This is a genomic window from Pseudomonas sp. E45-MNA-CIBAN-0222 (genome assembly GCF_040310405.1).
GTDB lineage: Bacteria > Pseudomonadota > Gammaproteobacteria > Pseudomonadales > Pseudomonadaceae > Stutzerimonas > Stutzerimonas stutzeri_AC.
Map to the genome: position 1 here is coordinate 87695 of NZ_JBEOPU010000005.1, position 12214 is coordinate 99908.

Genomic DNA, 12214 nt, shown 5'->3' on the forward strand with positions numbered 1-12214 from the left:
CGAATGGCGCGCTCTGCTGTGCTGTCGAATGCGTACATCCACAGCACGGAGAACGGACATGGGACTTTTCGATTCGATCAAGGCAAAGCTCGGCCTGGGCGATGTTTCCAACGAAGCACAACGCAAAGCCGATGTACCTGCGGCCGACGCCACGCACTCGAGTGCCGAAGGCATCACGCTGAGCAACACACCTACAACCACCGACAACGCAACCATCGCGCCGCACATGGACCTGAATCAGTCTGCAACCACTGCAAGCGGCGTAGACGTCGTGGCACAACTGGAAGCCAAGGCGGCGCAGCACCTCGAAGCGCTCAACTGGCGCTCATCTATCGTCGATTTGCTGAAATTGCTTGGACTGGACAGCAGTATGGAGGCGCGCCGAGAGCTTGCTACGGAGCTTGGCTGCCCACCGGCAGAGATGGCGGACTCGGCGCAGATGAACATGTGGCTGCACCGGGCGGTAATGAAGAAATTAGCTGAGAACGGCGGCAGCATCCCGCCAGAACTGCTGCACTGATGTGAGAAGGGCCTTCCTCTCGGAAGGCCCTTACCTAGAGCTTATGAGTTACGGACCTGCTCGTCTGCGAGGAAATCTTCCTCGAGCAGCGCATCGCGACCGGCAACGGCGCCATCGATCATCTGCGGCTGAGCGCCGGGACGCTTACTACGCAACTTGCCGAACTGGTGAGCGAGTGCGTTATTGAGTTTGTCTACCGCACCATCGACGGCCAACTCCAGCGATTCGGCCTTGTGGGTGACTGAGATCGGCTGCAGGCCCTTAGGGCGCGCTTCGATCTGGCAGCGCTTGTCTTGGGCACCGGCCTTGTCACCATTTTCGTCGTTGAGGTGTACGACTACACGAGTCAACTCGTCGTCGTACCGGTCCAGCTTGCTGGCGACACTGGCACTGACCCAATCAGCCAGACGGGCACTGCCTTCGATGTGGTTATCGCTGTGAACCTGGATTTGCATAAGTCGTCCTTACTTCCGCTTATGAGCACCGCCCTTTCGGGTGGCTTGCTGATAGCTATGCCACCGTTTTGCTTATTAAGCAACGGGCAAGATGTCGCCGAAGTTGTCTTTGCAACGAGCAGTTTTCGCTTTGCTATCCGAAACTTAGCCGGATCGCTGCCGTTATCGACGTAAAGCGCTAGATTCACGCACGGCCGTCAGCAGAGAATTTTTCCTACACAAGTGCGCTTCGCCAGATGGTCACGCTCGGCGCGCACCCTGCGCAATGAAAGCGCGCCGGGTGGAAAGCACCCGACGCGTCGAGGAAGGACATCCGGTATCGCTACGCCGCCTGCTGAAACAGCTGTCGCCCGTGATCAAGGTGCTGGTCCACCAGCCATTTGCCGTGGGCGATGGACACACGCTGAGCCTTTTCCAGTTCAGCCATGAACGCGTGCTCGAGCGGGAGAGGCAGGCGACGAGTCGTGTGCCCGGCGCTATCGGTGATCCGACAACCACCCGCCCAGGGTGTCGGGGTGCCGGGATATTCCATAACTTCGGCGGTGATGAGGTGGTCGCGGTAGGTGCATTGCATCATGCTCATGATCGTTTACCTCGCTCTGTGCGGGCAGCCATCAGATCACGCAGTTCACTCTGGTCCGATGGACAGCCGATTGGTCCCCCTGTGATGAACGGACCGTTTCGCCGGCCCAGCGCGTCAGATCGGTATAGCACAGGCTGCGCATCCCGTAGCGCCCAGCCCACGCTGTGCGACGAACGAGAGTGCTCAAGCGTCCAGCGAAGGACCGATCAGCTCGGCCAGCTGCCGGTACACACCGGGCGCTGCGACCAGATACGGGTTGCCCTTGAGTAGCCCGTCGTTGCGGAAGAAGTCGTTGCGCAGCCCACCCGCCTCGGCCACCAGCACCAGCCCGGCAAGGCAATCCCAACTCTTGAGTTCAGTTTCGTAATAGCCGATCAATCGACCTGCAGCGACATAGGCAGTCATCAACGCGCCGGAGCCATTGCGGATGAACATCCCACCTTCGGCCAGCAGTTTTTCCAGGAACGGGATGAAGTGTTCCTTGCCCCGCGGGTGGAACGTGCCCGCCCCCGTCAGCCCCTCGCGGACATGCAGCGCAGCGCTGGCCTTGAGTGGCGTTTCGTTGACGTAAGCGCCTCGCCCCTGGCAGCCGTGGAACAGCTCGTCATGGTTTGGGTCGGCGATCGCGCCGATATGCGGCTCGCCGTCAATCAGCAAGCCAATGGAAACGCACCAGTTGTGCAGGCCATTAACAAAGCAGGCCGTGCCGTCGATAGGATCGATCACCCAGACGCAACGGGCCTTGAGATCAGCCGAACCACTCTCCTCGCCGAGAAAACCGTCCTGCGGAAACTGTTCGGCAAGGCGTCCACGAATGAAATCCTCGATGCTCTTGTCGGCGATGCTGACCACATCCTGACGGTCGTTGCCCTTGTGCTCCACATCCAGCGTCTCGCGCTGCCGGTAGAAATCCATGCCCAACTGGGCAGCTTCCAGGGCGAGGCTTTTGGCACAGGCGTAGCGGGCGTCGAGATCGAGGTCGTGGGGGGTCGGCTCGCTCATGGTGGCTCCTGAGGCAAAACGGCATTCTAGCCGTGCCACAGTTACAGCACGAGCGACGCCAGGCAAGAACGGCCCACGTGCCTGCATAGGGGTTTCAACTCGATTGCCCGGCGCTGCCGACGCAGTCCCCCCGGCAGGATCAATCCAGTGCGCCACAGGCCACTGGATACGCGACGAATCAGGACGCCAGCGGTCCTAATCTGCGAGCCACGGCTCATCACTCACGATAACAGGAGGCTCCCATGGGCTTTTTCAACTCCATTCTCGAAAAGATCGGCCTAGGCAGCGCGCACGCTGCGCCCGATTCCACCGCGCCCACCACGCCGCCGGAGGCCTCAACAGGCGGTGCAGGCGCACCAGCGTCTCCAGCGGTCGATCAGGTTGACGTAGCAGCCAAGCTCGACGGCATGGCGGGCAACCACCCGGAAAAGCTTAACTGGCGTACGTCGATCGTCGATCTTCTGAAGTTACTCGGTCTGGACAGCAGCCTGACGGCGCGCAAGGAACTGGCCACCGAGCTTGGCTGCCCGGCCGACAAAATGAGCGACTCCGCTCAAATGAATATGTGGCTGCACAAAGCGGTATTGAAAAAGCTTGCCGAGAATGGCGGTAACGTACCGGCCGAGCTGCTCGACTGAGCTCGCCAGCATTATTGGCTTTCAACTGACGAAAGCCGACGGGACAGCGGGCTGCGACAACCGCCGCAGCCCGCGCAGATCATCCGCTTTCGTGCATGCGCACATTCAGCTCATCGACAATCGGCGCCCACTCCGCGTCCTCTGCCCATTCGTCGCGCAGCAGCGCACGCTGTGAATCGTTCCAAAACGGCGCGTCCGCCAAGCGAACATCCTCTGGCAATGGGCCGTGCTTGCCGATGAAGGCGTCAATACTGGCCGGATCGGAATCCAGACCAAGCTGCTCGAACAGAGTGCCGAGGTCTTTATTGGGCAATTCCATGAATTTCTCCTTAGGCTCGTGAACAGGCCGGAATCACGCCTGTGCGCGTTCCGCTACTTGCATATTCAGAGGCTGCGCGACTGGGTACAGTTCCACGCAGGGTGAAACGAGGAAACTAGCGCATGGATATATTGCTCAGTGGCAGCTTCGATGATGGAGAGCGCGAGGCCTGGCTCACGGAATTAAAAGATGCCTTGCCCGACACCCGATGGCATTTGTCGCACACGGCGCGAACCGCTCAACTGATAGACGCAGCTGTGGTCGCCAATCCGCCTCATGGCTCGCTACAGAACCTGCCCAATCTGCGCCTGATTCAATCGCTATGGGCTGGCGTGGATCGGCTACTGCTCGATCCCAGCCTGCCGGATGTGCCCGTCGCCCGCATGGTAGACCCGGCCATGAGCGCGGCCATGGCGGAAACTGCGCTTTGGGCAACGTTGTCGCTGCACCGCCGGTTCTACGACTATGCTCGGCAGCAATTGAACTGCAGCTGGCACCCGCTGCCGCAGCGACGCGCCGACGAAATACAGGTGACCCTGCTGGGTATGGGCCAAATGGGCCGAGCCTGCGCCAGCCGATTGCTCGCCATGGGATACCGGGTGACGGGTTGGAATCTGCATGGCGGCACCGTTGAAGGCGTTGCTCTGGAGCACGGCATGGACACGCTGTGGCCGCTGCTGGCACGCAGCGATATCGTGATCAACCTGCTGCCATTGACCGCGCAAACCGCTGACCTGCTCGACTTACGTTTCTTCGATGCTTTCAAGGCCGGTGCTGGGCTGGTTAACCTCGCGCGCGGCGGACATGTCGTGGAGACGGATCTATTGCAAGCACTAGCCAGCGGCAAGGTCGGCCACGCCGTTCTCGATGTGTTTCGTAGCGAACCGCTAGCGGCGGACCATCCATTCTGGCGCCACGACCGGGTGACGGTATTGCCACACGTAGCGGCAGCGACGGATATGCGCAGCGCGGCGCGGATCGTCGCGCGAAACCTGCAGGCGCTGCGCGAGGGACAGCCGCTCAGCGATCTGGTGAAACGCAGCCGCGGTTACTGAGATCCAGCAGGCCTCGATGACTTAACTGCGCGCAACGAAAACGCCCCTAGTCACAAAGCCGAAAGCGCGCGGTACTCATCCTGAGCCAGTTGGTCGGTCATGCCGCTGATGTAATCCTGCAGCATCCGGTTGCGGTAGTAAAACTCCCACAACGGCCGGTCGGTCGACTCTTGCTCGTGCTCCTTGAGCGCCTCGTGATATGCCTTGACGAGTTGATTGGGCAACCGCCGGGCAAGCATCTGTAGATGTGGCTCGCTGCGGCAGGTCCCGAGGGTGAGTGCATCGAAGACCGGCGTCGGCACGCGCAACAGCGGTGCGTAGAACTCCAGCAAGCCCTGAAGAATTCGATAGCCCTGCAGTTGCAAGGTCTCCACCTCACGGTGGCAAAACACGTGATCCATCGCGACATCCTTGAAGGTCTGCACGATGGCGTTGGGCAGGCTGTCATCCTCCAGCAGCGCCCGATCAAGCGTGCCGTGGTAGACCGCCTCGATGTTGTCGATGAATTGCCGCGCGGCATGCTGCACCAGCGGATGGATCATGTTCACCCGCAGCCATATGAAGAATTCGCCGGCCTTGTTGATCGGTTCCTTATGCGCCCGTTCGAGCGCGTAATTGACCATGCTGCGAAAACTGCGCTCTGGCCCGGGCACCGGCGCATCGACCGATCCGTGCAGGGCGAACTTGGCGAGCAGCAGCTGCGCCAGCTGTTCAATGCTGAATATGCCCTTTTCCACCGAATCCTCGATGTCCGCCAGGCAATAGGCGATGTCATCGGCGGCTTCCATCACGTAGGCCAACGGATGACGCGTGCACGGCTGCAGATCGAGCGCCGCCTGCAGCGCGCGCACGAAGGGCTCCTCGGACAGATAGAAGCCGGGCTTTTTCAGCAGGTAAGCGCCTGGCGTGCCTTTCGCGGGCTTGGCCTGATAGGCCGGACGAACGTACTTGAGTAGCCCTGCGGTCTGCGTATAGGTCAGGTTCAGGCGCTGCAGCGAGACCACCAGGCGAACCGCCTGAGCGTTACCTTCGAACTGCTTCAGATCGACCAGCATTCGTTTGCGCAACTCGACATCGCCCTGCCCCGGCGTCACGGCGGCTGTAAACAGCATATCCAGATTGCGCTCGAACCACTCGCCAATGGCGTACTCGCCGAAATGACCGAACGGCGGGTTGCCGATATCGTGCATCAGGCAAGTCATCTCGACCAGGCTTTCCAGCGCATGCTCGAGCCCGTCCAGGCCGAATTGCGCAGCCCTGTTGCCAAGCTGTTTGTACAGCGTACGAACGATGAAACGACCGGTCTGCTGCACTTCCAGCGAATGAGTGAGACGGCTGCGCACTGCTGCATTGCGCTCCAGCGGAAAAACCTGGGTCTTCTGCTGCAGGCGGCGCACGGCCGCGGAATTGATGATCCGCCCGCGATCGCTTTCCAGCTGGTCGACTACCGCCTCCAGGTTGCCATCACTGGCCCGCAGACCCGCCTCCACCTTGCCATAGGGCCGCTGACGGGAGATCTTGTGCTTGAAGTTCACGGACACCGGCATGCATCGTTCTCGTGGCGCGAAAAGAGCCATCGAGCCTAACGCGAGCGCCCAGGGTTTACCATCGCCCCGCTTTTTACTGCCCTGTTCCACCGTAATGGAGAAGATTCGTGAGTCGTGCAGATTTCCATCAACACAATGCTGAGCGCGCCAATGCCGAGGCCCGGCGGCTGCTGGATCAGCAAGCGGCACTCGGCCCCCGATGGCTGGCATGGGTCGCCACTGAGTTGTATCGACTCGGCCCACCCGAGTACACCGCGATGGTTCGGCGCGAGCTGGAGCGACTCCACCAGGCGCAGCAACCTTGAGTGACAGCCTCGCATCCACGTCGCAAAACAGCTGGGCCGTCAACGGACCGCTGGTGTGTCGCAACCTCTCCCCCCTGCCTGGCAGCACCAAGGCCACAGCAATTGGCAAGCAGCTGAGCGATGTTCCGCTATGGCTCGGCATGGACGGTTTGCAAGGTGATCAGATCGCTGATCGACGCTTTCATGGTGGCCCGGATCGCGCCCTGTGCCATTACCCGACGCAGCATTACGCTTATTGGGCGCAGCGCTTCCCGCAGTTGCGCACACAGCTCGGCCTAGGTGCCTTCGGTGAAAACCTTGGCAGCGAAGCAATGGACGAAGAGCACGTGTGCATCGGTGACCGACTGCGCTGGGGCGGAGCGGTAATCGAAGTGAGTCAGCCACGCTCACCCTGCGTAAGGCTGGACAGTCGACACGGACTACGCGGCCTGGCCCGCGACTTGTCATCGAGTGGTCGTACCGGCTGGCTCTATCGAACCATCGAGGAAGGCATGGTGCACCCCGGCGACGGTGTGCAGCTGCTTGAGCGAACACACCCCGACATCAGCGTTGCCTACCTCTGGCGCTGCTTCCTAAACCCGTCGCTTGATGAGGAAGCGCTGCTGAGCTTGGCCGAACTGCCACGCCTTGCCCTTCACTTCCAGGCTATCTTCCGCCAGCGTTATGACGCCTGCCGCCGCCAGCGCGATCAGCACAGCCTGTTCCACTGATTCACCATCAAAGCATTGCGTGCAAAGTACCGCAGCAATGCCATACTGCAGCGGTCACGGAAGACGCCAGGCCGGAAACAGTCTTCGCTCCAGCAGCGACAGTCAGGCCTTTGCACATCAGGACATGTCCAGCCACGCAATCAGAGGTGAACACCATGAGCAAGGGAATGGACGCGAAGAAGGACGGCAAGAAAAAGCCGTTGAAAACCGCACAAGAGAAACGCATGGCCAAGCGCGACAAAAAAGGCGGCTCCACTCCGCTGCTCGGCGCCCACGCCGCGACTCATTGATGCAATCGCTGCTACGCCCGGTCCAATGCCGGGCGTTTCAGACTCTGACCAGACGCAGGCGGGCGACGAGCCAGCCGCCGCAGACGTTTACCCCCAGCCCGATCATCACCAGCAATGCACCGCCCAGTTGCAGCGAACCTAGTCGCTCGCCCAGCAGCACGCTTGCCGATGTCAGCCCCACTACCGGTACCAGCAACGAAAACGGCGCCACCTGGCTGGCCGGATAGCGCGAGAGCAATCGACTCCAAAGGCCATAGCCGAGAATCGTTGCGCCGAACGCCAGATAGACGAGTACCAGAATCGTCTGCCAACCGATGCCCCGAAACGCCGCCTCGATCACCACAGGCCCTTCGAGCCATAGCGACAGTGCCAGAAATGGCAACGGCGGCACCAAACTGCCCCATACCACCAACCCGACCAGATTCACCTTGCCAACTTTGCGTGTGACGATATTGCCCAGCGCCCACATTGACGCCGCACAGATTGTCAGTACGAACCCGCTCAGGGTCATACCCAGCCCGCTTTGCGCACCGATCAGCGCCAAGCCGCAGGCCGCAATGACCAAGCCGAGCAGATTAGCTGAGCGTATCCGCTCACCGAGAAACAGCGCCGCGAAGAACAGCGTGAAAAACGCCTGCGACTGCAGCACCAGCGAGGCCAGGCCCGCCGGCATGCCGTGTTTCATGGCGGTAAATAGGAAGGCGAACTGCCCGAGGGAGATGGTCAGCCCATAGGCCAGCATCCAGCGCAACGGCACCTGAGGACGCCTGATGAAGAACACCGCTGGCACCGCCGCCAGCATGAAACGCAGTGCACCCAACAACATCGGCGGAACATCATGCAGACCGACCATGATCACCACGAAGTTCATGCCCCAGACGACAATGACTACAAGCGCGAGCAGCAAATCCCGAGGCGACATGGTGACGCACCTTGTTACCAAAAAAACTATTAGAGCCGGGGCTCCTGGCGGCCGATCCATACAGTGGCAACAAAATTGAGCGGCACAGTCGCAGCATCCCGTTGATCGGGCTGTAGCAGAGCTCATCATCGCCATTACCACCACCGGCGACGCAAACCCGGAATAGGCTATAGAATTCGCCCCTGGCTTCATCACATCAGACGGGGACGAGCATGGGCGCACAGTGGAAAGCGAAGCATAAGGAAGCGGCGGCGAACGCCAAGGGCAGGATCTTCGGCAAACTGTCGAAGGAAATCATGATTGCAGCTCGCAGTGGTGCCGACCCCGATATGAATCCGCGCTTGCGCCTGGTTGTGGAACAGGCCAAGAAGGCCTCGATGCCCAAGGACACTCTGGAGCGCGCCATCAAGAAAGGCGCTGGCCTTAGCGGCGAGGTGGTTCATTACGAACGCACTCTTTACGAAGGCTTTGCCCCGCATCAGGTTCCGCTCATCGTCGAGTGCCTGACCGACAACGTGAATCGCACTGTTGCCGAAATCCGCGTGCTGTTCCGTAAGGGGCAGTTGGGCTCGTCTGGTTCGGTGAGCTGGGATTTCGATCATGTCGGCATGATCGAAGCTGCGCCTGAAGGCGATGCCGATGCCGAAATGGCCGCGATCGAAGCCGGCGCTCAGGATTTCGAAGCGGCAGATGAAGGTGCTGCGCTTTTCATCACCGAACCGACCGATCTCGACGCCGTTTGTAAGGCACTACCGGAATTCGGCTTTACCGTGCAATCCGCGCAACTGGGCTACCGCCCCAAGAACCCGGTCAGCCTATCGGGTGCTGAACTGGAAGAAGTCGAAGCCTTTCTTGAAGCCATCGATGCCCACGATGATGTGCAGAACGTCTATGTCGGCTTGGCTGGCTGATCACCATCGGCTTAACTAACCAGCACTGTAATCCGGCGAGCATTCAAGATGAGCACCAACAAGCCCTCCACGCCCTATAGCCAACGCGAACAAGGCTACCGGGAAAAGGCGTTGAAGATGTACCCCTGGGTCTGCGGACGTTGCGCGCGAGAGTTTTCCGGCAAGCGTCTGAGTGAACTGACAGTCCACCACAAGGACCACAATCACGACAACAACCCCGAGGACGGCTCCAACTGGGAGCTGCTCTGCCTCTACTGCCACGACAACGAGCACTCCCGCTATACAGACAACCAGTACCATGCCGAAGCCCGGCCCGGCAGCGATCTGGGCCCGAAGGAAACCTTCAAAGCCTTCGCCAACCTGGCCGACCTGCTCAAGGGCAAACAGGACTGATGGCCAGGGCTGGCAGTTTCAGCTCATTTGACCAGCAGAACCGGGACTGATACTTCGTGGATCACCCGGTTCGCCACCGAGCCCAGCAGCAGTCCGGTGAAGCTACCGAGGCCTCGGGTGCCCATCACCACGGTGTCGCACCCCAGGCGCTTGACCGCTTCACTGACCTGCTCGGCCACATTACCCAGCAGCGCGTGGGTCTCGCAGCTCAGTCCCCCGCCCTGCAACACGGCCGCCGCCTCGTCTAGAACGGCACGTGCCTTACCCATCAGCCCGTTGTTGAGCTCGTCAATCATGGCCGAGGTTACGTACTCGCCATAAATGATCGGCTCGTGCTGGACATTGACCACATGGACCTGCAGCGTGAGGCCGGTATCGCGCGCCAGATCGACGACATACTGCAGGGCGCGCTTGGAGTTGTCCGAACCGTCGTATGCAACCAGAAGCTTGCGCATTTGTTATCTCCGCTCTTGTATGGGCCTTCAGCTTAGACCAGCAACCTGCAAGCTGTCGGCGCTGGTTGCACTTGTTTTGATCTGGCACAAGCGCGCATCATTCCGCGCCTTTTCCAGAGTCAGGGCAAGCCGATGAACCTCGATCAACGTCCTGCTTTCGGCGTCGGCGATGCTTCGTTCCAGGCCGCTGGCGGCGAGATTGGGCTGCACCAGCTGGTCGCGGATTTCTACAAGGTCATGGAAGAAGCGCCGCAGGCCGCGGTTGTTCGCGCCATGTATCCGCCGGACGTGAACGAAGCGCAAGATCGCCTCGCAAGTTTCCTCAGTGGCTGGCTGGGTGGTCCGAAGCGATATGCAGAGAAGTATGGCGGCATCAGCATTCCGCAGTTCCATACCCGCTGGCAGGTCGGCGAAGCCGAACGCGACGCCTGGCTGTTCTGCATGGAGCAGGCCATCGCCCGGCAACCATACACGCCGGAATTCGCCGAGTACCTGCTGCGGCAGCTGCGCGTACCGGCCGAGCGCATCCGTCAGGTGCAGGCAGCCTGCCCGGTACGTCGTCCAGGCCAGAGCTGAAGCGCCCTCCCCGCCAGAGGCTGCAAACCATTCTTTTCAGACGTGGCGCTGCCACGTCCATAGGCGCGCCTGATCGATTAATCCGCTGGGTAGGAGAACCGAGCCGTTCACCTTGCGTCATACAGACAAGAGCAGCCGTCGTGACGGCAGCATCCATCCGTCGAAACCGGAGCTGGCTCGGTCCATGAAAATCCGCTTCGCGTCCATCAACCCGCAGAAGATCCTCGAGGTTCGCGAGATCCTCCAGCCCAGCGGAATCGAGGTGAAGCCTTTTCCTATCCGTATCGAGGAGCTGCGTACCGAGGACCTGTACCAGCTGGTCAGCGACAAGCTGCTGGTCGCCTTCAAGATGATCGGCAAACCGGTCTTTGTCGAACACACCGGGCTCTTCATCAACAGCCTCAACGGCTTTCCCGGCGGGCTGACGCAGATATTCTGGGACCGGCTGCAGGCCGAGCGATTCTCGGAGCTGATCGGGCGGCTGGACGATCCTGCCGCCGAAGCGCGGACCCTGATCGGCTATTGTGACGGTCGCAAACGGCATTTCTTCGAAGGCGTGGTTGCCGGGCGCATCGCACCGTCACCAGCCGGACATGGCGGCTTCGAATGGGATGACGTGTTCATTCCGGAAGGCCAGACCCAGACATTCGCGCAGCTGGGCACGCAAAAGAACGGCCTGTCCATGCGCCGACGTGCGCTCGACGCCTTCGTCACCTATCTGCGGGAATCCTGAACACCCATGGACCAACTCCGCGAAGCGTACCGGACCAATCGTCTGATCCTTTTCGTCGGTTCCGGCGTATCCGCCAACATTGGATTGCCGCCGTGGAAGGAGCTGATCGACGAGATCGCCGTGCAGCTCGACTACGACCCGGAGGTGTTCAACACCTACGGCAACTTCCTTGCGCTGGCCGAGTACTACCGAATCAAGAAAGGCAGCATCGGACCGCTGCGTAGCTGGATGGACCGCGAGTGGCACCGCAATATCGAAATACGCGATTCGGAGATTCACCGACTTATCGTGCGCGGCCGTTTTCCGGCGATCTATACCACCAACTATGACCGCTGGTTGGAGTACGCCCATGACGCCCATGCGGTGGACTACATCAAGATCGCCAATGCCAGTGACCTGACCAAGGCGCGTGATGGCGTCAGGCAGATCGTCAAATTTCACGGCGACTTCGATGATGACGCCTCGATCGTGCTCGACGAAACCAGCTACTACCAACGCCTGCAGTTCGAAACGCCGCTGGACATCAAGCTACGCGCCGACACGCTCAGCAAGGCCGTACTTTTCATCGGCTATAGCCTTTCCGATACCAATATCCGACTGCTGTTTCACAAGCTTTCGAAGATCTGGAATGAACACGAAACCCTGGGTGTTCGGCCTATTTCTTATGTGTTCTCGCACAAACCCAATCCGGTTCAGGAGGAAGTGCTGCGGCAGTGGGGAATCCGCATGATCGCCTCCGAGGACGACGAACCCGGCTTGGCGCTGAAGAACTTTCTGCAGCAGCTAGTCGAGGCCTGATT

General features: G+C 60.3%; 18 protein-coding genes. 11 read left to right on the forward strand and 7 right to left on the reverse strand.

All coding sequences use genetic code 11. The annotated features are described in order from the left end of the window. The first annotated feature begins 58 nt into the window (after window positions 1–58). A complete protein-coding gene (locus AAEZ08_RS09185; protein WP_102820489.1) occupies window positions 59–520 on the forward strand; it encodes a DUF3597 domain-containing protein in 462 nt (153 codons plus the stop codon). Window positions 521–561: 41 nt separating this feature from the next. Here AAEZ08_RS09185 and AAEZ08_RS09190 read toward each other — a convergent pair whose 3' ends face one another. The 3 genes from AAEZ08_RS09190 to AAEZ08_RS09200 all read right to left on the reverse strand — a co-directional run bounded on the left by AAEZ08_RS09190 (window position 562) and on the right by AAEZ08_RS09200 (window position 2560). Then, window positions 562–975, reverse strand: coding sequence for an HPF/RaiA family ribosome-associated protein (locus AAEZ08_RS09190; RefSeq protein WP_003282303.1), 414 nt, complete (start codon window positions 973–975; stop codon window positions 562–564). A gap of 322 nt (window positions 976–1297) precedes the next feature. Next, complete coding sequence (locus tag AAEZ08_RS09195; protein ID WP_003282301.1) at window positions 1298–1558, reverse strand: hypothetical protein; 261 nt, start codon at window positions 1556–1558, stop codon at window positions 1298–1300. A gap of 183 nt (window positions 1559–1741) precedes the next feature. Then, window positions 1742–2560, reverse strand: a complete 819-nt coding sequence (locus AAEZ08_RS09200) for an inositol monophosphatase family protein (protein ID WP_500124134.1) — start codon at window positions 2558–2560, stop codon at window positions 1742–1744. Window positions 2561–2802: 242 nt separating this feature from the next. Between AAEZ08_RS09200 and AAEZ08_RS09205 the strand changes: the two genes are divergently transcribed. Further along, window positions 2803–3198 carry a DUF3597 domain-containing protein gene (locus AAEZ08_RS09205; RefSeq protein ID WP_058065683.1) on the forward strand — a complete coding sequence of 132 codons (396 nt, stop codon included), beginning with the start codon at window positions 2803–2805 and terminating at the stop codon, window positions 3196–3198. Between the two features lie 79 nt (window positions 3199–3277). On the opposite strand, the gene AAEZ08_RS09210 is transcribed toward AAEZ08_RS09205, so the two are convergent. Further along, window positions 3278–3517, reverse strand: a complete 240-nt coding sequence (locus AAEZ08_RS09210; RefSeq protein WP_058065684.1) for a DUF2789 domain-containing protein — start codon at window positions 3515–3517, stop codon at window positions 3278–3280. 122 nt (window positions 3518–3639) lie between these two features. Here AAEZ08_RS09210 and AAEZ08_RS09215 point away from each other — a divergent pair, with 122 nt between their 5' ends. After that, window positions 3640–4572, forward strand: a complete 933-nt coding sequence (locus AAEZ08_RS09215) for a 2-hydroxyacid dehydrogenase (RefSeq protein WP_003282295.1) — start codon at window positions 3640–3642, stop codon at window positions 4570–4572. A gap of 50 nt (window positions 4573–4622) precedes the next feature. On the opposite strand, the gene dgt is transcribed toward AAEZ08_RS09215, so the two are convergent. After that, window positions 4623–6119 carry a dGTPase gene (dgt, locus tag AAEZ08_RS09220; protein ID WP_482693510.1) on the reverse strand — a complete coding sequence of 499 codons (1497 nt, stop codon included), beginning with the start codon at window positions 6117–6119 and terminating at the stop codon, window positions 4623–4625. Between the two features lie 107 nt (window positions 6120–6226). On the opposite strand from dgt, the gene AAEZ08_RS09225 reads away from it, so the two are divergent. From AAEZ08_RS09225 to AAEZ08_RS09235, 3 genes are all read left to right on the forward strand, one after another. Continuing rightward, entirely contained in the window at window positions 6227–6424 is a 198-nt protein-coding gene (locus AAEZ08_RS09225; protein ID WP_102820486.1) for a hypothetical protein, read from the forward strand. Continuing rightward, entirely contained in the window at window positions 6421–7134 is a 714-nt protein-coding gene (locus AAEZ08_RS09230) for an MOSC domain-containing protein (protein WP_500124136.1), read from the forward strand. Before AAEZ08_RS09225 ends, AAEZ08_RS09230 begins: the two co-directional genes overlap by 4 nt. Window positions 7135–7301: 167 nt before the next feature. Then, window positions 7302–7424: a hypothetical protein gene (locus AAEZ08_RS09235; RefSeq protein ID WP_003282288.1), complete on the forward strand. Its 123-nt coding sequence runs from the start codon at window positions 7302–7304 to the stop codon at window positions 7422–7424. Between the two features lie 37 nt (window positions 7425–7461). Here AAEZ08_RS09235 and AAEZ08_RS09240 read toward each other — a convergent pair whose 3' ends face one another. Next, window positions 7462–8346 (reverse strand): EamA family transporter, encoded by an 885-nt coding sequence (locus tag AAEZ08_RS09240; protein ID WP_500124137.1) that lies wholly within the window; start codon window positions 8344–8346, stop codon window positions 7462–7464. Between the two features lie 212 nt (window positions 8347–8558). Between AAEZ08_RS09240 and AAEZ08_RS09245 the strand changes: the two genes are divergently transcribed. After that, window positions 8559–9257 carry a YebC/PmpR family DNA-binding transcriptional regulator gene (locus AAEZ08_RS09245; protein WP_003282284.1) on the forward strand — a complete coding sequence of 233 codons (699 nt, stop codon included), beginning with the start codon at window positions 8559–8561 and terminating at the stop codon, window positions 9255–9257. Between the two features lie 48 nt (window positions 9258–9305). Beyond that, the gene (locus AAEZ08_RS09250; protein WP_003282282.1) at window positions 9306–9650 is read left to right on the forward strand and encodes a YajD family HNH nuclease; all 345 of its coding nucleotides are present in this window, start codon (window positions 9306–9308) and stop codon (window positions 9648–9650) included. Window positions 9651–9673: 23 nt separating this feature from the next. Here AAEZ08_RS09250 and AAEZ08_RS09255 read toward each other — a convergent pair whose 3' ends face one another. After that, entirely contained in the window at window positions 9674–10105 is a 432-nt protein-coding gene (locus AAEZ08_RS09255; protein ID WP_003282280.1) for a universal stress protein, read from the reverse strand. 132 nt (window positions 10106–10237) lie between these two features. On the opposite strand from AAEZ08_RS09255, the gene AAEZ08_RS09260 reads away from it, so the two are divergent. The 3 genes from AAEZ08_RS09260 (at window position 10238) to AAEZ08_RS09270 (ending at window position 12212) form a co-directional block, all read left to right on the forward strand. Then, window positions 10238–10681 (forward strand): group II truncated hemoglobin, encoded by a 444-nt coding sequence (locus AAEZ08_RS09260; protein ID WP_500124139.1) that lies wholly within the window; start codon window positions 10238–10240, stop codon window positions 10679–10681. A gap of 184 nt (window positions 10682–10865) precedes the next feature. Next, complete coding sequence (locus AAEZ08_RS09265; RefSeq protein ID WP_058065691.1) at window positions 10866–11414, forward strand: non-canonical purine NTP pyrophosphatase; 549 nt, start codon at window positions 10866–10868, stop codon at window positions 11412–11414. 6 nt (window positions 11415–11420) lie between these two features. Beyond that, window positions 11421–12212 carry an SIR2 family protein gene (locus tag AAEZ08_RS09270; RefSeq protein ID WP_003282276.1) on the forward strand — a complete coding sequence of 264 codons (792 nt, stop codon included), beginning with the start codon at window positions 11421–11423 and terminating at the stop codon, window positions 12210–12212. The last annotated feature ends 2 nt before the right edge of the window (window positions 12213–12214 follow it).